General features: G+C 58.3%; 22 protein-coding genes and 1 tRNA gene. 16 read left to right on the top strand and 7 right to left on the bottom strand.

Going from position 1 to position 22842, the window contains the following annotated elements:
* Positions 1–58: 58 nt before the first annotated feature.
* The 7 genes from NTW95_09160 to NTW95_09130 all read left to right on the top strand — a co-directional run bounded on the left by NTW95_09160 (position 59) and on the right by NTW95_09130 (position 7527).
* Positions 59–1513: an aminoacyl-histidine dipeptidase gene (locus NTW95_09160; GenBank protein ID MCX6557579.1), complete on the top strand. Its 1455-nt coding sequence runs from the start codon at positions 59–61 to the stop codon at positions 1511–1513.
* A gap of 53 nt (positions 1514–1566) precedes the next feature.
* The gene (locus tag NTW95_09155; GenBank protein ID MCX6557578.1) at positions 1567–2457 is read left to right on the top strand and encodes a DUF362 domain-containing protein; all 891 of its coding nucleotides are present in this window, start codon (positions 1567–1569) and stop codon (positions 2455–2457) included.
* Between the two features lie 7 nt (positions 2458–2464).
* Complete coding sequence (locus NTW95_09150; GenBank protein MCX6557577.1) at positions 2465–4042, top strand: 4Fe-4S binding protein; 1578 nt, start codon at positions 2465–2467, stop codon at positions 4040–4042.
* A 270-nt stretch (positions 4043–4312) separates the two neighbouring features.
* Positions 4313–4777, top strand: coding sequence for a ribose 5-phosphate isomerase B (rpiB, locus tag NTW95_09145; GenBank protein ID MCX6557576.1), 465 nt, complete (start codon positions 4313–4315; stop codon positions 4775–4777).
* Between the two features lie 11 nt (positions 4778–4788).
* Positions 4789–6081, top strand: coding sequence for a serine hydroxymethyltransferase (locus NTW95_09140; GenBank protein MCX6557575.1), 1293 nt, complete (start codon positions 4789–4791; stop codon positions 6079–6081).
* Between the two features lie 98 nt (positions 6082–6179).
* Positions 6180–6253 (top strand) — tRNA-Ala (locus tag NTW95_09135).
* A gap of 107 nt (positions 6254–6360) precedes the next feature.
* The gene (locus tag NTW95_09130; protein MCX6557574.1) at positions 6361–7527 is read left to right on the top strand and encodes an ATP-binding protein; all 1167 of its coding nucleotides are present in this window, start codon (positions 6361–6363) and stop codon (positions 7525–7527) included.
* A gap of 108 nt (positions 7528–7635) precedes the next feature.
* Here NTW95_09130 and pip read toward each other — a convergent pair whose 3' ends face one another.
* Complete coding sequence (gene pip / locus NTW95_09125) at positions 7636–8652, bottom strand: prolyl aminopeptidase (protein ID MCX6557573.1); 1017 nt, start codon at positions 8650–8652, stop codon at positions 7636–7638.
* A gap of 162 nt (positions 8653–8814) precedes the next feature.
* Between pip and NTW95_09120 the strand changes: the two genes are divergently transcribed.
* Entirely contained in the window at positions 8815–9891 is a 1077-nt protein-coding gene (locus tag NTW95_09120) for a M20/M25/M40 family metallo-hydrolase (GenBank protein ID MCX6557572.1), read from the top strand.
* 65 nt (positions 9892–9956) lie between these two features.
* Here NTW95_09120 and NTW95_09115 read toward each other — a convergent pair whose 3' ends face one another.
* The 5 genes from NTW95_09115 to NTW95_09095 all read right to left on the bottom strand — a co-directional run bounded on the left by NTW95_09115 (position 9957) and on the right by NTW95_09095 (position 15483).
* Entirely contained in the window at positions 9957–10835 is an 879-nt protein-coding gene (locus NTW95_09115; protein ID MCX6557571.1) for an outer membrane beta-barrel protein, read from the bottom strand.
* The gene (locus NTW95_09110) at positions 10799–12406 is read right to left on the bottom strand and encodes a M4 family metallopeptidase (GenBank protein ID MCX6557570.1); all 1608 of its coding nucleotides are present in this window, start codon (positions 12404–12406) and stop codon (positions 10799–10801) included. Before NTW95_09110 ends, NTW95_09115 begins: the two co-directional genes overlap by 37 nt.
* 255 nt (positions 12407–12661) lie before the next feature.
* The gene (locus tag NTW95_09105; GenBank protein ID MCX6557569.1) at positions 12662–13366 is read right to left on the bottom strand and encodes a hypothetical protein; all 705 of its coding nucleotides are present in this window, start codon (positions 13364–13366) and stop codon (positions 12662–12664) included.
* A 155-nt stretch (positions 13367–13521) separates the two neighbouring features.
* Positions 13522–14982, bottom strand: a complete 1461-nt coding sequence (locus tag NTW95_09100; GenBank protein MCX6557568.1) for a hypothetical protein — start codon at positions 14980–14982, stop codon at positions 13522–13524.
* Between the two features lie 63 nt (positions 14983–15045).
* The gene (locus tag NTW95_09095; GenBank protein ID MCX6557567.1) at positions 15046–15483 is read right to left on the bottom strand and encodes a small multi-drug export protein; all 438 of its coding nucleotides are present in this window, start codon (positions 15481–15483) and stop codon (positions 15046–15048) included.
* 284 nt (positions 15484–15767) lie between these two features.
* On the opposite strand from NTW95_09095, the gene NTW95_09090 reads away from it, so the two are divergent.
* Positions 15768–17084, top strand: a complete 1317-nt coding sequence (locus tag NTW95_09090; GenBank protein MCX6557566.1) for a hypothetical protein — start codon at positions 15768–15770, stop codon at positions 17082–17084.
* Positions 17085–17129: 45 nt separating this feature from the next.
* Positions 17130–18680 carry an L-lactate permease gene (locus NTW95_09085; GenBank protein ID MCX6557565.1) on the top strand — a complete coding sequence of 517 codons (1551 nt, stop codon included), beginning with the start codon at positions 17130–17132 and terminating at the stop codon, positions 18678–18680.
* A 157-nt stretch (positions 18681–18837) separates the two neighbouring features.
* Here NTW95_09085 and NTW95_09080 read toward each other — a convergent pair whose 3' ends face one another.
* Positions 18838–20445 carry a DEAD/DEAH box helicase gene (locus tag NTW95_09080; protein MCX6557564.1) on the bottom strand — a complete coding sequence of 536 codons (1608 nt, stop codon included), beginning with the start codon at positions 20443–20445 and terminating at the stop codon, positions 18838–18840.
* Positions 20446–20873: 428 nt separating this feature from the next.
* Here NTW95_09080 and NTW95_09075 point away from each other — a divergent pair, with 428 nt between their 5' ends.
* The 6 genes from NTW95_09075 to NTW95_09050 all read left to right on the top strand — a co-directional run.
* On the top strand, positions 20874–21140 hold the full coding sequence (locus NTW95_09075) for a type II toxin-antitoxin system RelB/DinJ family antitoxin (GenBank protein MCX6557563.1): 267 nt from the start codon (positions 20874–20876) through the stop codon (positions 21138–21140).
* 67 nt (positions 21141–21207) lie between these two features.
* Positions 21208–21399, top strand: a complete 192-nt coding sequence (locus NTW95_09070) for a type II toxin-antitoxin system YafQ family toxin (protein ID MCX6557562.1) — start codon at positions 21208–21210, stop codon at positions 21397–21399.
* Between the two features lie 119 nt (positions 21400–21518).
* A complete protein-coding gene (locus NTW95_09065; GenBank protein MCX6557561.1) occupies positions 21519–21761 on the top strand; it encodes an AbrB/MazE/SpoVT family DNA-binding domain-containing protein in 243 nt (80 codons plus the stop codon).
* Positions 21755–22099, top strand: coding sequence for an endoribonuclease MazF (mazF, locus tag NTW95_09060; GenBank protein ID MCX6557560.1), 345 nt, complete (start codon positions 21755–21757; stop codon positions 22097–22099). Before NTW95_09065 ends, mazF begins: the two co-directional genes overlap by 7 nt.
* Before the next feature lie 219 nt (positions 22100–22318).
* Positions 22319–22555 carry a type II toxin-antitoxin system HicA family toxin gene (locus tag NTW95_09055; protein MCX6557559.1) on the top strand — a complete coding sequence of 79 codons (237 nt, stop codon included), beginning with the start codon at positions 22319–22321 and terminating at the stop codon, positions 22553–22555.
* Positions 22556–22558: 3 nt separating this feature from the next.
* Positions 22559–22842, top strand: a 284-nt coding sequence (locus NTW95_09050; protein MCX6557558.1) for a toxin-antitoxin system HicB family antitoxin, incomplete at its 3' end; no start/stop codon positions are given.

The following is a 22842-nucleotide window of genomic DNA, read 5'->3' as shown; positions in this document are numbered from 1 at the left end:
AGATGTTTTTGTTTGTTTCTTTGAATTTATGTATGTAGTTTTTTAAAAAGGAGTATCAATGAATATCAAGCACGAAAAGACCAAACAAATCCTCTCCCTGTTCGAAGAGATCAGCGCCATCCCCCGCTGCTCGAAAAATGAAGAAAAAATAGCCGCGTACCTGGTCGATTGGGCCAAGAAAAACAACCTGGCCGCCAAGCAGGACAAGGTGGGGAACGTGTTGATCGAAGTCCCGGGCACGGCGGGCTACGAAAAGACGGCGACCGTCGTCATCCAGGGGCACATGGACATGGTCTGCGAAAAAACGGCCGATTCCCCCCACGACTTCTCCAAGGACCCGATCCACTTCGTTTTCGCCGACGGATGGCTGATGGCCGACAAGACCACCCTGGGAGCCGACAACGGCATCGCCCTGGCCATGGCCATGACCCTGGCCCTGGACAAGAAAGCCGACCACCCGCCCCTGGAACTGCTTTTCACCGTCGATGAGGAGACCGGCTTGACCGGCGCCAACGCCCTGCAGGGCGATTTCATCAACGGCAAGATCCTGCTCAACGTCGATTCCGAGGACGAAGGGGTTTTCACCGTCGGCTGCGCCGGCGGCCGCGACACGCACATCGCGCTGGTGCTGCAGTACGAGGACCCGCCGGCCGGCTACGTCATGGCCCGCTTGAAAGCCGGCGGCATGACCGGCGGCCACTCGGGGGTCAACATCAACGAGGAGCGCGCCAACGCCATCCGCGTCCTGGTGCGTGCCCTGCTGCAGCTGCAGAAGGAAAGCGACCTGCGCATCGCCGACATCGCCGGCGGCACCGCCCACAACGCCATCCCGCGCGACGCCTGGACTGACATCTTCTTCGCCAAGGACAGCTTCAAGAATCTCGAAAAAACCGTCGCCGACCTGGACCAGGTTTTCAGGAAGGAATTCAAGAATACCGACCCCAACCTGAAGCTCAGCCTGGAACCAATGCCGGAGACCACCGGCAAGCGCGCCCTTACGCCTGAAAGCAGCCCGAAGGTCTGCAACCTCATCTTCGCCCTGCCGCACGGCGTGGCCGCCATGTCCACCGACATGCCCGGGCTGGTCGAGACCTCCAACAACCTGGCCAACGTCAAGATCCGCAACAGCAAGCTGGAGGTCGTCACCAGCCAGCGCAGCTCGGTCATGAGCCGCCTGCACGCACTCACCACCCGCATCGAGATCATCGGCCACCTGGCCGGGGCCGAGGCGGTCAGCGGCAACGGCTACCCCGCCTGGCAGCCGAACATGGAATCGCCGCTGCTGGCGCGCTGCCAGAAGGTCTACGAAAGCCTTTTCGGCAAAAAACCGCACGTGGAGGCGATCCACGCCGGACTCGAGTGCGGCATCATCGGCGACAAGAAAGAGGGCATGGACATGATCTCCTTCGGACCGACGTTGAAAAATCCCCATTCCCCGGACGAGAAGATAAACGTAGAATCGATCGGCAAGGTCTGGGACTTCCTGGTCAGCCTGCTGAAAAGCTTTAAATAATTTTTAAAAGGGCCGCTATTGACCGCATGGGCGCCGTCGATTAAGATATGCCCATGAAAAGACGAACCTTCGTAAAGAACGGCCTGCTGGTTTCCAGTGCTTTGGCCCTGCCCATGCTCCTGCCCGGCCAGAACAAGCCGGGCGGGCCGTTGCTGGCGCAGGTGCAGGGCGAATCGCCCTATGAGATCGCCAAGCGGGCCATCGCCGCCATCGGCGGCATGGACAAGATCGTATCGCGCACCGACGTGGTCATGGTCAAGCCCAACATCGGCTGGAACCGGACGGTCGAGCAGGCCGCCTGCACCAACCCCGAGGTGCTGCGGGCGGTGATCGAGCTGGCGTTTGCCGCCGGCGCCAAGAAAGTCATTGTCATGGACAACACCTGCCACAAGGCCGAGGATTGCTACGAACGCAGCGGCATCGCGGCCATGGCCAAAAAAGCCGGGGCCGAAGTCCGCTTTTGCGACGAGAACCGGCTGGTCAGCCACGATTTTCACGGCGAATACGTGGGCAAATGGCCGGTGTTCCGCGATTTCCTCGAAGTCGACAAGTTCATCAACGTGCCGATCCTCAAGCACCACGGCAGCGCCGGGTTGACCATCGCCATGAAAAACCTCTACGGCATCGTCGGCGGCAACCGCGGCAAGCTGCACGGGGACATGGGCGAGAACATCGCCGACCTGGCCAAGGGCTTCACCAGCCATTTGGTGCTGGTCGACGCCTTTCGCGTGCTGATGCGCAACGGCCCGGTGGGCGGCCGCCTGAGCGACGTCGAGCTGCGCAAGACCGTCATCGCCTCGACCAGCATCATGCACGCCGACGTGGCGGCGGCGGCACTCTTCGGCAGCGACCCCCGCCAGGTCGAGTTCCTGCAAGCGGCGTTCAACCGCAAAATGGGCGAGATCGAACCGGCCAAGATTGCCATGCAGACGATTTCCATCTGAACCGGCCATGGACGCCAAAAGGGGGAAACGCTGGCAGCGGCTGCGCGCCGCCAGCCAGGTTCTGTTCCTCATCCTGTTCTTCTTCCTGCTCCTGCACAGCGGCAGGATCGCGGTCGAACGGCTGCCCCTTACGGGCGCATTCTTCTACATCGATCCCCTGAACCTCTGGGTGAACATCCTGGCCGGCCCTTTCCTGCGCCCATTCCTGCTGGCCCTGGTGCCGCTGGTTCTGACCCTGCTCCTCGGCCGCTTTTTCTGCGGCTGGGTCTGTCCTTTCGGCGCGCTGTTGCAGTTCTTCACCTGGCTGGGCTCCAAGCGCAAGAGAGAAAAGACCATCCCCGGCCACGCAGCGATGCGCTGGAAATACCTGCTGCTGATCGTGCTGCTGGTCGGTTCGCTTTTCGCCACCCAGTGGCTGGGCTGGCTCGATCCCTTCTCGCTGCTCACGCGCAGCAGTTCGGTCACCCTCATCCCCGGCCTGAATTTTCTCCTCCAGCGCGCCCTGGAAAGCGGCGCCGCCAGCCAGAGTCTCGGCGGGAAAATCGTCAAGCCACTTTACGATTTCAGCCGCGCCTGGTTGCTGAGCGGCGAGCAGCGCACCTTTCTGCTGGCGTTCGCCATCGGCGCGATTTTTTTCGGCTTGCTGTTGCTCAACCTGTACCGCCGCCGCTTCTTCTGCAATTACCTGTGCCCGCTGGGCGCCCTTTACGGCTGGCTGGCCAAGTATTCGCTATTCCACTTTGAAGTAAACCCGGACTGCAGCAAATGCAACGCCTGCGCCGGCCACAGCACCTATTACGGCGGCCCGTTCAGGGATTACCAGAAATCCGAATGCCTGGCCTGCATGAACTGCCTGAAGGATTGCTCGGCCGCGGCCATCGACGTGCGCTGGGGGCTTCCCCGAAAAGGGCAGACTCCGGCCCTGGCCTCCCCCAAGGGGACGGACGGAGCCGTCCTGCCGCAGCGGCGCCAGTTTTTGAGCGCCATCGGCTGCGGCCTTGTCGCGGCCGCCCTGCCCCAGATTTCGGCCGACAAAAAAAAGAAAGCCCACCCCTTCATCCGCCCGCCCGGGGCGGCCGCCGAAAAGGATTTCGTCAGAAAATGCATCCGCTGCGGCGCCTGCATGCAGGCCTGCCCGACCAACGCCATCCAGCCGGCGCTTCTCCAGGCGGGCATCGACGGGCTCTGGACGCCGCTCCTGGTCCCGACAAGCGGCTACTGCGAATACGAGTGCGTGCGCTGCACCCGGGTGTGCCCGACTCATGCCCTGGCCAACCTCACCTTGGATGAAAAGAAGCAATTCAAGATCGGCACGGCGGTGATCAACCGCAGCGCCTGCTACACCTACGCCGACGGCTACAACTGCGGGGTCTGCGAGGAGCATTGCCCGGTGCCCGAAAAAGCGATCAAATACCGCGAGGTGTCGCGGCAAACTGAAGAAAGTGAGGCAGGTTTACGTGGTCCCCGACCTGTGCATCGGCTGCGGCATCTGCGAAAACGTCTGCCCGCGCACCGACGCCCCGGCCATCAAGGTCGGCGCCGAGGAAGAGCAGCGCGAAGCCGTTTATTGAACAAATTGAATTGAGGTTTCAGAGGGCGGGTCACCCCTTAGCCGACCCGCCCCTACACAAAGACAATTGGAATTTACCCGTCCAATCCGTAGAGACAGGTCGCGACCAGTCACTACAAAACGCGGAGGGGTGAACGAGTCATGTGTTTTGCAAAACTCAAAAGATGCTTTTTCCGCTATTGACTTTCAGGCTGATCTATATTATTTTTGCCAATAGAGATGAACGCAGCACCGCGATCGAATTTCATCCATCATGACGATATGATCGCCAAAGGGCAGGCAAGCATGAAACTTGTACTCGCTTCCGACCACGCCGGCTTTGCATTGAAGGAGCAGATCAGGGAATTCCTGCAGGAGCAGAATTACGTTGTGAAGGATTACGGCACGTTTTCCGCCGAGGCCGCCAACTGGGCCGAATACGGCGCCAGGGCCGCCGCCGCCGTATCGGCCGACCCGGACAACACGGTCGGCATCCTGGTCTGCGGCTCGGGCATCGGCATGTCGATCGTGGCCAACAAGTTCAGGCACGTGCGCGCCGCCCTGTGCCGCGACGAGAACGACGCCCGCCCGGCCCGCGGCCACAACAACGCCAACGTCCTGGCCCTCGGCGCCCGCGTGACCGATCCGGTGACGGCGCTGGGCATCGTCGACGTCTTCCTCGAAACATCTTTCGAAGGCGGCCGGCACCAAGCCCGGCTCGATTTCCTGAGCCGGGAAGTCGAAAGCGGGAAAATAAAAAACAAACCATAAAAGGAGGCCCCATGCTAGTGGACAGCAAGGATATTTTCGCCATCGTCGACAAGCAGAACGAGTGGCGTGGCAAGAAGTGCATCAACTTGATCGCCAGCGAGAACACCCCCAGCCCGGCCGTCCGCTCCATCCAGCTCAACGATTTCATGGGCCGCTACGCCGAGGGCCACCCCAACGTCGGCGCCAAGATCAACCGCTACTACCAGGGGACGCAATACATCGACCAGATCGAGACCATGGCCGCCCAGGAGGCCAAGGATTTGTTCCGCTGCGCCCAGGCCGAGGTCAGGCCCTACAGCGGCAACAACGCCAACACGGCCATCGCCCTCGGCTACCTGCGCGGCGGCGACGCGCTGATCGTCAACTCCACCGACTCCGGCGGCCACATCAGCCACAGTTTCTTCGGGGTCATGGGCCGGCGCATCCAGACCCGCGGCCAGGTGCTGAAGCCGGGCAAGGAAAATTCGGTGCGCCTGCAGTTCTTTCCCCTGACCGAGGACCATTACCACATCGACGTATCGCAGTCCATCGACCTGATCGAAAAAACCAAGCCGCAGATGCTGGTCATGGGCAAAAGCCTCTACCTGTTCCCCGACCCGGTCAAGGAGATCGCCCCCATCTGCAAGCAGCTGGAGATCCCCATTTTATACGACGGCGCCCACGTGCTGGGCCTGATCGCCGGCGGCCAGTTCCACGACCCGCTAGCAGAAGGCGCCACCTGGCTGACCGGCAGCACGCACAAGACCTTCCCCGGGCCGCAGCGCGGCATCATCCTCGGCAACCTCGACGCCGAAAACGAGAAGAAATACTGGGGCGCCGCCGACCGCGGCGTATTCCCGGGTACCTCGAGCAATCACCACCTTTACAGCCTGCCGGCGCTGCTGATCGCCATCCGCGAGATGAAGGCCCACGGCAAGGCCTACGCCGCCCAGATCTGCAAGAACGCCGTGGCCCTGGCCCAGGCGCTGGAGGCCTGCGGCGTGCCGGTCGAGGCCAAGGAGTTCGGCTACACCCAATCGCACCAGATCGCGGTCAACGTCTTCGCCTTCGGCGGCGGCGTCAAGGCGGCGCTGGCCCTGGAAGCCAACGACATCATCTGCAACTACAACATGCTCCCCGGCGACAGCGACGCCCAGAACCCCTCGGGCCTGCGCATCGGCACCCCGGAGATGACCCGCTTCGGCATGAAGGAAAAGGACTTCGCCGTTTTGGGCGAGCTGATCGCCGCGGCCATCAAGGGGCAGACGGTCAAGGACAAAGTCAACCAGCTCCGCGCCCAGTTCCTGGAAATGGAGTACCTGTAAAGGCAGTTTGTGTTTATGTAGGGGAGGGTTTAAAACCCTCCCCTACGTTAAGAATGTATTGCAATAATCAGTGAATTATGGTATAAAATATTCCCTGTGGGGCTGTAGCGCAGTTTGGCAGCGCGTCTGAATGGCATTCAGAAGGCCGGGAGTTCGAGCCTCCCCAGCTCCACTTTTACTTTTCTCCTTGGCAAATAATGCAAATTCTCTTTAAACCAACTTTTTATTAAACTAATAGTTATCCTTGCAAATTGAAAGATAATGTTTTAATATGCAAGCATGATAAAACGAAGCTTACAAACAAAGATCGTCGCTTCCCTTGCTCAATTCCCGGTTGTGGGCATCATTGGCTCGCGCCAGACCGGCAAAACGACGCTGGCCCGGTTGATCCAAAAGCAAAGCAAGAATGCGGTCTATCTCGACCTCGAGCTTCCCTCCGACCAGAACAAGCTGCGGGAGCCCGAGCTATATTTCAACCGCTACAAGGACACGCTAGTTATCATCGATGAGATCCAGAGGATGCCTTCTTTGTTTCCCCTTATCCGCGCCATAGTCGATCAAAACCGCGTTCCCGGCCGATTCCTTATCTTAGGTTCGGCTTCTCCGGATATGATCAGGAAATCTTCAGAGAGTTTGGCCGGGCGAGTGGTATATCACGAATTGCCTCCGTTACAACTCGTCGAGGTAGGGTTCAAGGAGGACCAGGTCACGCTGCTCTGGCTCAGGGGCGGCTACCCGGACAGCTTTCTGGCAGCGGACATGGCGTCCAGTTTGAACTGGCGCGAGGCCTTTATCCGGACCTACCTGGAAAGAGATGTTCCGCAACTGGGCATCCGCGTACCGGCTGGTCAGCTCCGCAACTTCTGGACCATGATCGCCCACCACCATGCCCAACTGTGGAACGCCAGCCAGATCGCCAACAGCCTGAGCGTATCGGCCCCAACGGTCCGTCATTATTTGTCCATCTTAGAAGATACATTCCTCGTTCGCCAATTGCGGCCTTTTCATGCCAATCTGAAAAAACGCCTGGTCAAGGCCCCGAAAGTATTTATTCGCGATTCGGGCCTGCTCCATTCGCTTCTCGGCATCGGATCCATGGACGACCTCCAGGGGCGTCCCCTGGTCGGACATTCCTGGGAGGGCTTCGTCATCGAGCAGATCATTGCCCAGTTGCCGCCGCGCTGGGAGGCTTATTTTTTCCGGACCGCGGCCGGCGCCGAGATCGACCTGCTGCTATGCCATTCCGGGCAAAAACCGATCGCGGTGGAAATCAAGTTTTCCGCCGCTCCTGAAGTGAGCAAAGGTTTTCGCAGCGCCTGTCTTGACCTGCAGTGCCGCAAGGAGTACATCGTTTACCCGGGCCACGAGGAGTATCCCCTGGGGAAAACCACCACCGCCCTGCCCCTGCTGCAGATCCAGCGTATCATGAGCGAAAATGCCGACTGAGTAAAAAAAGGCCGCGCCTTCCAGCCCCACTTTAACGCACTCCATCAACCAACCCTTGCAGATTTTCCGCAGAACCGGTATCACATCTCGATTAAATGGCAGGCAAGATCATTTTTTTTCAAAATCCCTTACCGCCTGCAATAAGGCTGCCCGGATGCCGGGCTCGGAGCTCGAATGGCCGCTGGCGTCGACGATCACCAACTTTGACTTGGGCAGTTTCGCGTGCAGGCGGTAGGCGGTATAGGGCGGGCAGATCACGTCGTAGCGGCCGTTGACGATCACCGTCGGGATGGCGGTGATGCGGCCGGCGTTCTTCAGCAGCTGCCCCTCCCGCAGGAAACAGCGGTTGGCCATGTAATGGTTCTCAAGCAACGCGAAGGCGTAGGGGTTGAAGCCGACCAGCCATTTCTCGATCGCCTCGTCGGGCAGGTTGAGGAAGGCGAGCTTGGATTCGTAGCGCGTCCAGGCCCAGGCGGCCTTGTTTCGCACCGCCGGATCGGGCGATCTCAGCTTGGCCAGGAGTTGCTCCGGATAGTTGAGCGTCTGCGGCCGGTCGACGGCCTTCTGCAGCGCCGCATAGCTTTCCGGGAAGAATTTTCCCGCGCCGCCGTGGTAAAAATGGTCGATCTCCTCGCGGCTGGCAATGAAGACCCCGCGCAAGATCATGCCGGCGACATTCTCCGGAAAGGTCTCGGCGTAGGCCAGGGCCAGGGTGCTGCCCCACGAGCCGCCGAACAGCAGTACCTTGCCCAAACCGAGGTGACGCCGGAGCTTTTCGATGTCAGCGACCAGGTGCTGCGTGTCGTTCTCGCGCAACTCGCCGTAGGGCCGGCTCAGGCTGCAGCCGCGCTGATCGTGGAGCACGATATGGAATTTTTTCGGATCGAAATAGCGGAAGTCCGAGGCCGAGCAGCCGGCGCCCGGACCGCCGTGCAGGACCATCACCGCCATCCCCCCGGGAGTGCCGCCCAGCTGGTAGTAGATCTCATGCTGCGGCGATACCCGCAGATACCCGGTCCGGTAAGGCTCCGACTTCGGCCAAAGCCCGTCCTGGTCCTGGCTGAAAGCCGCTATTCCCGACGAACAGATCCAGACGATCACGCCGATGACATACGACTTTTTCATTGAGTCCTCCGCTGAATTTTGGCAAGGTTTAACCCTTATCGCTCAACATAGCAAAAGCCAGCTCTTTATGCAAACGCCGGATGACCGGCCCGCCATTTTCTTTTTCTTTACAAAAACGACCCGGTAAAATACAATGAAAATTCAAATTCTGCGAGGTGAAGCATGACGCAACGGATGATCACGCAATTCATGGACATGGTCCGGATTCCCAGCGAGTCGGGAAACGAGGCCCGGTTCATCGATTATCTCCTGAAAGAATTCAAAAAACTGGGGGCCAACGCAAAAAAGGACGCTTACGGCAACCTGATAGCCAAACTCCCGGCTATTAAAAGCAAAAGCAAGGAGCCTATCCTCCTTTCCTGCCATGCCGACACCGTCATGCCCGGCCAGGGCATCAAGCCGAAACTGGTAAACGGCGTAATCCGCTCCGCGGGCGACACCATACTGGGCGCAGACGACAAGGCCGGCATCGCCGAAATGCTCGAAGCCCTGCGCGTGGCCAAGGTCAGGCCGCCGGTCGAGGTGGCCATCAGCCGCCAGGAGGAAACGGGGCTGCAGGGCGTCAAGAACCTGGACTACCGCCTGCTGCGCGCCAAGCGCGGCTTCCTGCTGGACAACGACACGCTCGATACCATCGTCATCGGCGGCCCCTCCTATTTCGCCATCGACGTCGAAATCAAGGGCCGCTCGGCCCATGCCGGCATGGAGCCCGAAAAGGGGATCAACGCCATCGTCGCCGCCGCCAAGGCCATCGCCGCCCTGAGGCTGGGCCGGCTCGACCGCGAGACGACGGCCAATGTCGGCGTGATCAAGGGCGGGATCATCCGCAACGGCGTCCCGGATGCGGCCAGTTTTCTAGCCGAATGCCGCAGCCTGAAGCATCAGAAGGCCAAAGCCCTGGCGGCCGAGATGGAAAGGATAATCAGGCGGGAAGTGGCGAAGATTGGCGCCAGCGTGACAATCAAAACCGACAATCTCTGCAAGGCGGTGCAAATCGCCCCGAACGCCTGGACCGTGATCACCGCGCAAAAAGCGTTGGCCACAATCGGCATCAAAGCCAAGACCACGTTCATCACCGGCTTCACCGACGCATCCATCTACAACAACCACGGCATTGAAATGGCGGTGGTGGGGATCGGCGCCCGCGACGAGCATTCCACCGCGGAACATATCCATGTCGCTGACATGGAAAAAGCCGTGGCCATGTTGGTTGAAATTCTGCGGCTCTCGGCCGCCTGAAGCGCCAAGACGGCGGCTTTAATAAGAGAGTTCCTTCCCCGGCTTACCAGTTTTGGAGCAACTTGTCAGAATTTAATTTTCAACCCGACCCCGGCCTGGAGGCCGCCCACTTTGTAATCAACGCCCGGGACATCGGTAGCGGTATCAAATTTGGCCTTGGCGCCGATATAACGGGCGCTCAGCACGAGGCCCACGCTATTGCCGAAGTAATATCCGGCCGCGATGCCGGCGTTAAAACCGATGGCATTCTTTTTTACTTCCTTGGAGCCGTAGGTGACATTCACCACGGTATACGGATAGGCATCCGTCACCTGATACTCCGCCACCAGCGTTGTCGCGGCCATGACATAACAGGGCCCGGCGAACAGGTCGATGCCGATGCGGTTCATCTTGAGGGTATACACTAGGTTCAGGTAAAGGTCGGTTTCCTTCAGTTTATAACCCTGGCTGCCGGTGACCTGGCGTGGGGCGTCAAAAAGCAAAGGATGGGGAACCGAGGCGGTGATTGCAGCCGCCACGTCCCGGGAAGCGATGGAAGCGCCGATCTCAACGCCGAGAACGGGAGAAAGCCTGTACTCCAATGCGGCATCGATGGTATTCCCCTTCTTGGCTTCATAGGATGTAACAAAACTGGCCTGCTCCCGGTAGATGGTCGGAGCATAGGTGCTGGCCAGCGTTTCCGAGGTAAACCCCATAAAATAAGAACCGCGCAACGAGTAGCGCTTGAATTTTTCGATTTCAGCCCGGCGGGGCTTGGCCGATTTTTTGGGCTGCTTCTGGAGCGCGGGGGTCTCCGAAATCTTCCCGCCCGATTCGCTCACCACGCTCCCATGGATGAAGCCCTTCTGGGCGGGATTGACGCCATCAGCCGGCAACTGCACCTTGTACCAGGAACCGCTCTTTTCGATCACGTCGAAGACCATCCCGGCCGACACCTCACGCACGACCAGGCCGGAAATATCGACTGCAAAACCTGCCCGTATACGCTGCTGCTCGCCCCGTACAGATCCTTGGCTGACTGGAGCAAGGCATTCGCGGCATTAAAAAAACTGGCGGTCGGAGTCAGGTAAAAAGTCCAGGCCCGAAAGTAGATCTGGGTAGCCTTGTCGATGCCGATGCTGGTTACAGAAAGATGGGACACGGCGTTGGTGCCGCCATTGGCCAGCAAATAAAAGGCATGCCCGAAAATTGTGCAATTGGTATGCACGCCGCCCCAATCACCGGACTCTGTATCAGGAAGATTGGCATACTGGCTCAAATGGCATGGATCGGAAAAGGCATTGGGATTGGCGAGACTGCGCAGGCCATTGGAGCTGCTGTAAGTCGGAAAGATATCCTCGCCGATGACCCAATCGGCCTTGTTGAAGCCGTTTCCCGCCGGTTGAAAATTGAATTCGATAGCCGTGCCCATGATGTCGGAAAAGGATTCATCGAGCGCGCCCGATTGGTTGTGATAAATAAGGCCCGAGGTATACGTCGTAACCCCATGGGTGAATTCATGCCCGATCACATCCAGACCGGCGCCGGTTTGCCAGTCCGTATACAATGGATCGAGGAACACCATGGCTTTCATATCGGAACTCCAGAAAGCATTATCGCTTAAGCCAGGACCCAAGACATGGGTATAGGCGAAAATCGTTAAATTGGCACCATCCAAGCCGTGACGGCCATGCCTCACATAATAGTAGTCATATACCCAACCCAGATAGGCATGAACATTCACGTCGATGTCCGTGCCAAAAACGCCATTGGCGCTGGATGGGATCTCCGCCAGGCTGTCATTGATGCTGTGATTGTAATCGACCGTGTACTGCTTGACCGGACGGATGCTTGTGTCTTCCGTGGCCATCCAGTAACCATCGGCATCCTGGGTGAGAACCAGTTTCAGTTGATCTCCATGAAAGCCAGTTCCAACCCCGATGACCGCCTGCTCGGTTTTGATATTTGAAAAAGAGAGCAAAACCGTGCCATCCGCGGCATCGACCAAGCCGGTTCGGGAAAACCCCATTCCCAGGCGCACCCGGATGCGAAAAGCCGGGCGGAACTCATCATCGGAAACGGGGTAGATGCAAAGCACGCTCGGTTCGGTCAACTCCAGCGTATCCTGCCTGGGAAGGGATTGCCTGAACCGCTTCTCGGCTTCCAGATTATCCAGCTTCGGTTGGATATTAACGGCCTGAATCTGGTAATACTCGCCGCTGATGCCGGCCAACACGCCGTTCTTTTCATGCCATATTATCTGTCCGCCAAAAACCGGGATGCCTTTGTAAAATTGGTTGAAACGGCGATGCACCATGCCGGCGCTGGCGTCGGCTTGCACGTTGTCCAGAATCAAATTGCCTTTTTTTATTTCGCCTGCGAAAAAAGCCTGCCATTCCGCCAGGCTTTGCCTGGGCAACATTTTGTGGGCTTGCGGTCCATTATCCCAATACAAGAACGATGAGCCCACAGCAGCAGCCGGCAAGGCAGCCGTCGCCAGAACCAACAACGAAAATAATACGACCAGCTTCTTCATGCATTCCTCCTGAAAACTTTCAGGGCGACCAATTTTTTCATTGTGAGAGTAAATGTTTGAAATGTCAATTAAATAATGCGCGACCGGGTTATTCCGCCGAACGGCCAGGGAGCGTCTGGGGAGGATCGTTGAAAATATTATTTTTTTCTTCCAGAGCCCGCTATAAAAATCCTTTTTGTAAGCATGAAGCTCCCGCGGCAGAGACTCGCGGCCAAAAAGTTTTTTAAAAAAGCAACGACGTTTTGATCCCGGTGATCAGCGCAGCATCTCGACGGCGACAATCCCCTCCAGGATATTGCGGCGGACGACGTATTTCCCGTTTTCATAGGAGCCATAGCGGTATATGCGGTTGAAACCGTCTTCATAGCCGCGCCGGAAACCCTCCCGGAAATAGTAGTTGTAGTCGTCCCGGCTCACGTAGTAGCCGTTGTAGCCGTAGATCGCATCCCGGTAGGCATCGCAGCTCTCGTAATCGGAACGCCAGCGATCCTGGCGATCGGCCATCCCGGCTTTGTAGCCTTCCGCGTAACCGAGCTGTACCGCCTGATGGATATGCTCGATGCCGTATTGATTTGTCATGTAAAAGACGCCACCGCGGTTATAACGGCGGTCAAACCTCGTCAGATAGAAAGGGTCATTGCGGGCATCATGGACGCGCACGGCCTCGTAAACTCTCTGCTGCTGAAGCATCAGCGTTTCATACCGCTGCTGGTAACGGTAGTGCGCCATGCGCTTTGCCACCTGCAACTGCGCCAGGCTCTGCGCGTAGAGCAGCCTTTGTTGGTTCAGGTGCTGGCGATACTCCGCCATCCGCACCTCATGCTGCATCCAGTCCAGCCGCTGCTCTTGTTTCCTATCGCGATGCGAGTACTGGGCGAATGCCATCATGCCCATTCCTGCAAACAGCAGCGCAGCGCATGCAACTGCAAACATCTTCCGATTCAAAAAGCCATTTTTCATCTGTTACCTCCTATAGCAACACTATGCTTTTGCACTAGATGGTTCCGTGCGGCGTGACGGTCGGTTAGAACCATCCCGCGCACAAGCTCCATACTGTCTATTTTGTATCTCCGCCAGTAAAATGTCAATTCGTCAGTCCCCGAACAGGCGCCGGGTCAGTGTACCACCTTCATGTAGAACTTCTTTTTGGCCAGGACATGGCCGTCGGGCGCTCGGACCTCCACCTTCACCTCGATCTTGCCCAGCGGCGTGGCTCTGATCAGGGCGTTGGCGAAAGTGTAGGTGCCGTTCTTGGCCAGGGGCAGCGAAGAGACCGTTTGACCGCCGTGACTGGTGAGGTTCATGACGGTCGCGCTCAGCGTGATGGGCAGGGTGCCCAGCTTGTCGTAGCTGATGTGGACGACGATCGGCACCACCTCGTCCAGCTTTAGCGTCCCCTGGGGCCGGTCGACCCTGGTGATGGTCGCCTGCATGGCGCTGCTGCCGCCCGGGGCGTCGGCGGCGGGCTCGGCCACGACCTTGAGCACGACGTCCTGCTGCCACTCGGTCTTATACTCGCTGGGTTTATTCAGCTTGGGCAGGCGCACCTGGGCGCTGAGCTGCCAATTCCCTTTCGCCGCCGGGCGGGCCTCCATGCCCGAGAACCGGTACGAGCCGGCGCCGGCGATCGAGCGCGAGAGCTGCCAGCCGGCCGGGAGGTCCTGCCCGGTCGCCGGGTCGGTGAGCACGAAGAGCATCATCGAGCCGGCCGGCAGGTCCTGGTAGCCGACGCTGGCGTCGAAGCGCACCGCTTCGCCGACGCGGACGGTCTCGGGCGGCTTGGGATAGGTGAGCGTCACCGGGCCGACCTTGCGCTTGGCCTCCTGTACTGCCTCCATGGTGAACGTCTTGGGCTGGGCCGTGGCGAGGGTCGTCGCCGCCGTGACGGTGAAACTCCAGCGGCCCGGCTTGTCGAGCTTGATCTGGATCGGCTCGCTGGTCTTGATCACGCCGCCGGCGAGCTTTCCCGATTCCCAGCTCCACTGGCCGCTGCCGCCGTTGGTGGCCTGGATGGTCACCTTGACCTTGCTGTCCTGGACCAGCCACGAGGTGCCGAAGGTCACGCGCACCGGGACCGGCTCGTTGACCCGCACCGTGTCGGGCGGCTGCGGCGCGTCGATCTTGTCGATCGTCAGCGTGGGTTTGTGCACCAGCCTGATCTTGAGGATGTACTGGTCGAGGAAGTGCTGGGTCTTGCTGTCCGAGGTCTCGGATATGGCGTCGACCGTGACTAGGCGCTCGCCGTAGTTCTCCTTGTTGAAATGGGCCTGGAACGTGACTTCGTAGAACCCGCTGCAATCAGGCTTGCTCACGTCCTGGCAGGGGACATTGACCCTGGAAGCGTTCAGAGAGGCGTTCTGCGGCTCGTCGGCCGACATAATGCGGATGACCAACGACCGGCCCAGGGGGACGTTCTGGTAATTGATCTGGGCATGGATGGTGAACGTGTCACCGAAGGCCACCTGGGAGTCCCAGTTGTTGACGAAAACGGTCAGCGCCCCGCTCTCCTTGGCGGCGGCGAGCGCGGTCAGGCTGAACAGGACGGCCAGAAAGACGAAAATGCGGCGGGATTTCATTGTCTCTCCTCCTGCTGATGCTTGTTTTCCATCGGCCTTATTGTATGGATGCAAAAAATAAAGTCAATGATGCCCGAGCAGCCGCACGCCGAAAGCACTGGCGAGCGTGAACACGACGCTCCACATCACCGAACCAGCGGCGAGCCAGACAAGCAGCCGCCGCGGCGGGGCGCCCAGGACAAGGCCGAATGCGGCGCCCAAAGGCGAGCCGACCAAAAGCGGCGCCAGGAGCCCCCAGCCGATCACGCCGTAGCGCTGCCAGACCCGCCAGAGCAGACCGCGCCGCTCCTCAAGTTGCTCGCGTTTCCGCCGCTTCTGCAGCCAGGCCTTCACCCGCTCGCCCAGCAGGATGACCACCGTGCCGCCACTGACCGCTCCCAGAGCAGCCACCGCGCAGACCAGGAGCGGATGGAGGCCCATGATAACGCCGGCCGGAGCGGCGGCCCATAATTCGGCGACACCCAGGGCGAAAACGGTCAGCAGTTTCCACGCCAATTTCATGGTACATCTCCCTGTCGCGCCATTGTAAGGGCTTTTCCTCAGTTTGTAAATCGCGATCAAAGACTCATGCAACTGTGCAAAATACATAACTCGTTCACCTTGCCGGAGATGTTGCCCAAACGGATTTGTAGTGACAGGTCGCGACCTGTCACTACACCGTCATGTTTTTAAAAACGAATACCGATCGATTACAGAATTGATGACAATTGAATTTGAGAGTGTTTTGCGATATAGTTTTTTTTCAATTCTAGGGCAATCTCGCAAAAATATTTTTTGGAGGGACTGTGAACGGAAAATCGCTGGTTGTTTTTGTATTGCTGGCCGCGCTGTGGAGCGGTTCCGGGTTGCCGGCACAGGAAAAGGAAAAAGAAAAAAAAGAACCCGCCTTCACATTTTCATTCTGGGAACGGATCCGCCAGGAGAGCTGGGACAACGTCTATAGCCTGAACGACGGCAACGGCGATTCGAGCGCTTACATGCGCCTGCGCACCAGCCTCATCGGCCAGTGGCGGCCCGGCGCCAAATGGGAGGTGAACCTGCGTTTGACCAACGAGAACCGCTACTACCTGGCCCCCAAGTCCGACCCCAAGCTGAAAAAGAACTACGGCTTCAACGAGGTTTTCTTCGATCAGCTGAACCTCAAGTTGAAAAATCCCGGCGACCTGCCGCTGACCGTCACCCTGGGCCGCCAGGACATGGTGCTGGGCGAAGGGTTCCTGATCATGGACGGCGGGCCGCTCGACGGCTCGCGCTCGGGCTATTTCAACGGCCTGCGCCTCGACTACGCCTGGAAAAACGCAAGCACCCTGACTTTCTTCCTGGTCCGCCAGCCCAAGAGCGACACCCTGCTGCCGCGCCTCAACGACGTGCAGCAGCCGCTGCTGGAACAGGAGGAACAGGGGATCGGCTTTTACTTCAGCGGCCGGTTGAAAAAGACGGCCCTCGAAGCCTACCTGTTCCGCAAGGACGTCGTCGCCTTCGAGGCGCTGCCGGGCGGGGCGCTCCACGTCGTCGGCGGCCGCGTCATTCATCCCTTCACGTCCAAGCTCGCGCTGACCGCCGAAGGGGCCGTGCAGCTGGGGACGCGGGGGGATAACGGCCGCAGCGGCTTGGGCGGCTATTTCCACCTCGACTACAAGAGCGGCTGGCGCTTTCCCCGGCCCATGCAAGTGACCCTGGGCGGCATCTACCTGAGCGGCGACGACCCGGCCACGAATCGCTACGAAGGCTGGGACCCGGCTTTCAGCCGCTGGCCCAAGTGGAGCGACTCCTTCATCTACCTGCAGGCCAAGGAGACGCGCATCGCCGACTGGACCAATTTCGTCTCCCTCTACGGCCTCCTGGTCTTTGAGCCGCTGGACAAGGTCAAGCTGAACCTGGCCTGGCACCATCTGGCCGCCGCCGAGAAAACGGCGCCGTCGGCCATGCTCAGCGGCGCCGGAAAAAGCCGCGGTGACCTGTTCATCGTCAAGATCACCTACGACATCGGCAAGAACCTGGCCGGCCGCTTCATCTGGGAAAATTTCAAGCCGGGGAGCTTCTATTTCGCCGGCGCCGACGCCTACAACTGGGTGCAGTTCGAAATGTTCTTCCGCTTTTAACGAATGGCCAGACTGCCCGTGAATTCAAGCCAAAGGAGTTGACCCATGAACGGTATCGCCGTTTTGCTGGCCCTGCTGCCGGTTATCCTGATATTCCTGCTGCTGGTGGTGGCGAAAAAAGCCGCCGACATTTCCGGAGCCCTGGGCTGGTTGGCGGCGGTCGTTATCGCCTGGCTTTATTTCAAAACGCCCCTGGCCGTCGCCCTGAAGGCCAGTGCCAGCGGCATGGTCGCTTCCTTCCCCATATCCCTGATGGTGGCGACCTCGATCTTCCAGGTCACGGTGATGCTCGAGTGCGGGGCCATCGCCCGGGTGGTAGCGCTGATGAAAACCGTCTCGCCGCAGGACAAGGTCGTGCAGGTGCTACTGATCAACATCGGCTTCGGCACCCTGATCGCCGCCATGGGCGCGACCCCCGTTTCGATCCTGCCGCCGATCATGCTGGCCCTGGGCTATTCCACGTTCATCTCCATCGCCCTGCCGGCCCTGGGATACGACGCCCTCTGCACCTATGCCCTGCTGGGCGTGCCGGTCCTGGTCTTCGCCAATTTCGTCGGCCGGCCGGTCAACGACATCGGCCACCTGTTCGCCCGCTACATGCCATTTATCAGCACCTGCATCGCCTTCGGCATGCTGTGGATCATCGGCGGCTGGAGGATGATCTGGCGCGGGTTCATCCCCACCGTGCTGGCCGGCGTCAGCGCCGGCCTGATCGCCATCGGCATGAACGCCGTCGGCCTGGTGCCCCTGACCGGCATCGCCGCCGGGCTGGGCGTGGTCGCGGTCATGCTGGCCTATCTCAAGCTCCGCGGCCGTCCCCTGATCGACCGTTCGTTGCTGAAGGAGGAGGACCTGGCCGTCGAGAAAAAGATGGGCCTTCTCGCCGCCGCTTCACCGTGGCTGCTGCTGATCGTTTTTTCGGTGCTGATCAACCTGAAGGCGCTCCCTTTCGAAAAGCTCTTCAATGTCACCTGGGCCATGCCCCTGGCCGTCATCCCCGGGGCTCCCGAAAAGATCCGCTTGCTCTCTCAGGCCTATTTTTGGATCCTGTTCGCTACCTTCCTGGCCATGCCCTTTTTAAAGGTGAACAGGCAGCAGCTGGGTGTCTCCCTGAAAAAATGGTGGCGCCGGGCGCCGCGGCCGGTTTTCGCCGCGGCCATCTTCTTCGCCCTGGCCTACGTTTTGAACCATTCGGGCAAGGGAAGCGACTGGCAACTGCTGGCATCCGGGCAGAACATGATCGCCGTGGTCGCCACCGGCGCGGCGTCGCTCTTCGGAAAATTCTACCCGATCATCGCCCCGTTCATCGGGCTGCTCGGCGGCTTTGTCAGCGGCTCCGAGGCCTCTTCGATCGCCATGCTGACCAAGCTGCACCTGGCTACGGCCGAAAAGATCGGCGCTTACGGCATCCTCATCGCCGCCGCCTCGGGCATCGGCGGCGGGCTGGCCAGCGTCATCTCGCCGGCCAAGCTGCAGAATGCCGCGGCCAGCATCGACCGCATCGGCGAGGAGACCAAGGTCATTCCCGTTACCTTCGTCATCGCCGTGGCCATCACCCTGGTCTGCGCGGTGCTGACGCTGTGGTGGAGTTATTGATCGAATCGTAGGGGCGGACCTCTGTGTCCGCCCTGTGTTTTTCAGAATGATTTCATTTTTTGAATCAAAAGGGCAGGCACGGAAGCCTGCCCCTACGCAAAGATTGAACAATTGGGCGATCACAAGGATCGCTACACGCCGTTGCGTTCCGCGATCATTATTTGTCCTTCTTTTTGCCGTCCTTGTCCTTGGCCGGCTTGATGAAGACCCGGTGGCCCTTGATCTGGCAGCGGCTCATGACTTCGATCACCGACGCCGCCAGGGCCTGCGGCACGTCGACCAGGCTGAAGTCGTCATGGATCTCGATGGCGCCGATCTGGCGGCCGACCAGGTCGGTTTCGCCGGTGATGGCGCCGACGATGTCGCCGGGGCGGACGCCCTGTTTTTTGCCCAGCTTGATCATCAGCCGGGCCGTCTCGCCCTCGTCGAGACGTGGCAGCGGTTCCTTGGGGGCAACCTCGCTGACAGCCTTGCCGTCTTTTTCCATGACCATCTTCAGCAGGGCCGAGGCCAGGTCGAGGGAGGAATGGTCGTCCTCGGTCAGCTTTTCGACCATGGCGACATATTTTTTCGTTGGTTCGCTTTCCATGATCCGGCGGACCTTTTCCAGTACGGCGCTGTTGCGGATCTCCTCGACGTCATCGGACGACGGCAGGCGCTGGCGGCGGATGCGCGTCTTGGCGAATCGTTGGATCTCGGCCAGCTTGGCCATTTCCCGGCCGGCCACGAAGGTGAAGGCGCGGCCGCTCTTGCCGGCCCTGGCCGTGCGCCCGATGCGGTGGACGTAATACTCCTCGTCGCGCGGGACGTCGTAGTTGACCACCACTTCGATGTCGTTGATGTCGAGGCCGCGGGCGGTGACGTCGGTGGCCACCAGGATCTCCAGCCGCCCGCCGCGGAACTGGCCCATGACCCGGTCGCGGAAGGTCTGCTTCATGTCGCCGTGCAGGCCGCTGGCCGCGTAGCCGCGCGCCTGCAGCCTTTCGACCAGTTCGTCGACGCGGATCTTGGTGTTGCAGAAGATCAGCGCCCGCTTCAGGTCGTGGATGTCGATCAGCCGCGCCAGGATCTCGGTCTTCTGGAATTCCTTGACCTCGAAATAGGTCTGCTCGACGCCGGGAACGGTCAGGTCCTCGTGCACCACCCGGATCAGCTCGGGCTGGTTTTGAAAAGCCTTGCTCAAGGACAGGATCGCCTTGGGTATGGTGGCCGAGAAGAGCAGGGTCTGGTGCGGCGCCTCGATGGCGCCGAGGATGAATTTCATCTCGTCGACGAAGCCCATGTCGAGCATCTCGTCGGCTTCATCGAGCACCGCTGTGCGCACCTGGTCAAGTTTCAGGGTCTTGCGCTCCATATGGTCGCGGACGCGGCCGGGCGTGCCGACCACCACCTGGACGCCCCGCTGCAGGGCGGCGATCTGGCGCTCGATAGGCTGGCCGCCGTAGACCGGCAGGATGCGGATGTCCCGCTTGTGCTTGCCGAGCAGCTTCAGCTCCTCGGCGATCTGCACGGCCAATTCCCGGGTCGGGCACAGGATCAGGGCCTGCACTTTTTTCTGATGAGATTCGAGGCGCTCGATGATCGGGATGCCGAAAGCGGCCGTTTTCCCGGTGCCGGTCTGGGCCTGGCCGATGATGTCGGCGCCGGCCAGGATCGGGCCGATGGCCAGGGACTGGATCGGCGTGGCCTCCTCGAAACCCATCTCGCTGATGGCCTTGCTCATCTCGTGGGAAAGGGCGAAATCGGCAAAATTCTTTTTTAGCATGGTCGTTTTCCTTTTGCATGAGGAAGGGGGCGCCGTTTAAAAGGCTCAGGCCAGAAAACGGTCGCTCACATTGGAAAAACGCAACCATAAAACGCAACCACTATAAAAGGGAAACGGTTTATTATCTCTCTGGGATTCTTCTTCCTGATGAAAAAATACTATACCATGCAAAGGCCCTAGTCGTCAAATGCTGCCTAAGCCGCTAAGTTTTTCTGTTTATGGATACAAATGGACAGATTAGCGGTCAATGTCAGACGATTCCAATTTCGGTAGTGACAGGTCGCGACCTGTCACTACAAAGGGGACAAGACCTGTCACTTCTCTTTCTCATTTTATCAAGGAATTTTTTTTGTTGACGGGAAAGACAAAATGCACTATATTCTATTTGAGCTACATTGTAGCTACATTGAAAGGATGAGGTAAAAAAAATGGCTGACAGCGTGGTCCGTTCCAGGATTGATCCAATCGTGAAGTTGGAAGCGGATAGAATCCTCCGTGCAATGGGCATTACCTTGAGCGATGGGATCCGCCTCTTTCTCTTTCAGGTGATAGCTGAAAATGCTTTGCCTTTCAAGGTAAAAACTCCCAATAAACATACTATCGCAGCCATGGAAGCGGCCCGTAAAGGCAAGGTTGAACGCATCACTTTGGGTGCTTTAAAGAAAAACTGGAAGCGCGCTGAATGCGGGAAATAGTTCAAACTTCTCGCTTCAAGAGCGATTTAAAAAAATTGGCCCGTTAGGCCGGTTCAATATAGACGAATTGCTTGCCGTAATCGAAATGTTGGCGGGCGAAAAGCCTTTACCCGAAAAATACCATGACCATCCCCTTTCCGGAGAATGTCTGGGTCACAGGGATTGCCATATCCGTCCCGACTGGCTGCTAATTTACCGTTTGGAACCGGGTCGCCTGATCCTGGTCCGTTCCGGTAGCCATGCGGAATTGTACAAATAAACGCGGGCAAGAAGCAGAATGAAGGAATATTAGACAAGGGAAAAACATTGGTCGTCCGGTTTTACTTGACATTTCAAATTTGTTAGTATATACATTGTTTATACATCAAGGAGAAAAACATGCGTGCCACGATCCAGAAATGGGGAAACAGCTTGGCCTTGCGCATACCCAGGGTCTTCAGCAAGGAATTGGGTATTGAGGAAGCCACTTCGGTGGAAATGCGTGTCGCTAATTCTGTTCTGATCGTCAAGACCAAAAAGACTAAAAAACTTGCGTTAAAAGAACTGTTGGCCTTGATAAATGAAAAAAATTGCCATGAAGCCATAGAGACCGATCCGGCTATCGGCAAAGAGGTCTGGTGAAACCGGTTTATATCCCGCGCCGGGGTGATGCTATTTGGCTGAATTTCAATCCGCAATCGGGGCATGAACAGGCGGGACGCCGCCCTGCCCTGGTGCTCTCGCCCGAAGAGTACAATCGCAAGACCGGCCTGGCCATCTTTTGTCCGATCACCAGCCAGGTCAAAGGCTACCCGTTCGAGGTGAAACTGCCGGCGGGCTTGCCTGTCAACGGTGTGGTCCTGGCCGACCAGGTCAAGAGCCTCGACTGGCAAGTGCGGGACGCGGCGTTGATCAAAAAACTACCGATGCAGATCGTAAATGAAACAACCGATCTTTTAATTACTTTGTTCGGGCGGTAAGGTTCATTTTCCTGAATCGTCGTTAGAGTCGTCGGTTGCGAACTGTTACTACTGATTCTTAATCACCTCTAAACAAGGGGTTTAAACCCCTTGTTGAACCATTGTCCCGAGCTAAGGAATCGAATACCCAGTTTCTGGCTCAATTGTTTGAAAGAAAATAAAAATTAAACATGCGAATTGTTGACAAATAGTATTAAATATAGTACTACTTAGTTACGCATGTCAAAAAAGGAGAAATTGATTGAACGGTTTTTGCGCAAACCTGTCGATATGCGTTTTGATGAGGTAAAAGTGATTTTAGAGCATTTTGGGTTTACGTTGGACAAAAAGAATCAGAAAGGAAGCCACTTTGTATTCTTTAAAGGGGACCTTCAGATGACGGTTCCGGTTCACAACCACGTTGTTAAAAGAACATATTTGCAGATGATTATTGAAATGCTTGGTTTGGAGGAATAAGCCATGGAAAAGAAAAACGTCTCCTATTACCTGGCCCTGCCTTACAACATCCACATCCAGGCCGAAGCCGAAGGCGGCTTTTTGGCCCGAGTAGAGGAGCTGAAAGGATGTATGACTCCGGGTGAAAGCATGGAGGAAGTTGCCGGCAAGAGCCGTGACGCCATGGAAGCCTGGTTGACTACCGCGCTGAACAGAGGTATCGCCATCCCCGAGCCGGAATCCTACAGCGGCAAATTTGTCTTGAGAGTTCCCAAATCGCTCCACCGCAAATTGTCGGAAAATGCCCG

It is taken from the genome of Candidatus Aminicenantes bacterium, from assembly GCA_026393795.1.
GTDB lineage: Bacteria > Acidobacteriota > Aminicenantia > UBA2199 > UBA2199 > UBA2199.
This window is presented reverse-complemented; position numbering and strand designations above follow the sequence as displayed.

Excerpts from the sequence above, each read along its gene's own strand:
- NTW95_09075 (MCX6557563.1), top strand. The coding sequence starts at position 20,874 with ATGGCTGACAGCGTGGTCCGTTCCAGGATTGATCCAATCGTGAAGTTG.
- NTW95_09100 (MCX6557568.1), bottom strand. The coding sequence starts at position 14,982 with ATGAAATCCCGCCGCATTTTCGTCTTTCTGGCCGTCCTGTTCAGCCTG.
- NTW95_09130 (MCX6557574.1), top strand. The coding sequence starts at position 6,361 with ATGATAAAACGAAGCTTACAAACAAAGATCGTCGCTTCCCTTGCTCAA.
- NTW95_09080 (MCX6557564.1), bottom strand. The coding sequence starts at position 20,445 with ATGCTAAAAAAGAATTTTGCCGATTTCGCCCTTTCCCACGAGATGAGC.
- NTW95_09140 (MCX6557575.1), top strand. The coding sequence starts at position 4,789 with ATGCTAGTGGACAGCAAGGATATTTTCGCCATCGTCGACAAGCAGAAC.
- NTW95_09150 (MCX6557577.1), top strand. The coding sequence starts at position 2,465 with ATGGACGCCAAAAGGGGGAAACGCTGGCAGCGGCTGCGCGCCGCCAGC.
- NTW95_09160 (MCX6557579.1), top strand. The coding sequence starts at position 59 with ATGAATATCAAGCACGAAAAGACCAAACAAATCCTCTCCCTGTTCGAA.
- NTW95_09085 (MCX6557565.1), top strand. The coding sequence starts at position 17,130 with ATGAACGGTATCGCCGTTTTGCTGGCCCTGCTGCCGGTTATCCTGATA.
- NTW95_09055 (MCX6557559.1), top strand. The coding sequence starts at position 22,319 with ATGTCAAAAAAGGAGAAATTGATTGAACGGTTTTTGCGCAAACCTGTC.
- NTW95_09110 (MCX6557570.1), bottom strand. The coding sequence starts at position 12,406 with ATGAAGAAGCTGGTCGTATTATTTTCGTTGTTGGTTCTGGCGACGGCT.
- NTW95_09105 (MCX6557569.1), bottom strand. The coding sequence starts at position 13,366 with ATGAAAAATGGCTTTTTGAATCGGAAGATGTTTGCAGTTGCATGCGCT.
- NTW95_09155 (MCX6557578.1), top strand. The coding sequence starts at position 1,567 with ATGAAAAGACGAACCTTCGTAAAGAACGGCCTGCTGGTTTCCAGTGCT.
- NTW95_09120 (MCX6557572.1), top strand. The coding sequence starts at position 8,815 with ATGACGCAACGGATGATCACGCAATTCATGGACATGGTCCGGATTCCC.
- NTW95_09065 (MCX6557561.1), top strand. The coding sequence starts at position 21,519 with ATGCGTGCCACGATCCAGAAATGGGGAAACAGCTTGGCCTTGCGCATA.
- NTW95_09095 (MCX6557567.1), bottom strand. The coding sequence starts at position 15,483 with ATGAAATTGGCGTGGAAACTGCTGACCGTTTTCGCCCTGGGTGTCGCC.
- rpiB (MCX6557576.1), top strand. The coding sequence starts at position 4,313 with ATGAAACTTGTACTCGCTTCCGACCACGCCGGCTTTGCATTGAAGGAG.
- pip (MCX6557573.1), bottom strand. The coding sequence starts at position 8,652 with ATGAAAAAGTCGTATGTCATCGGCGTGATCGTCTGGATCTGTTCGTCG.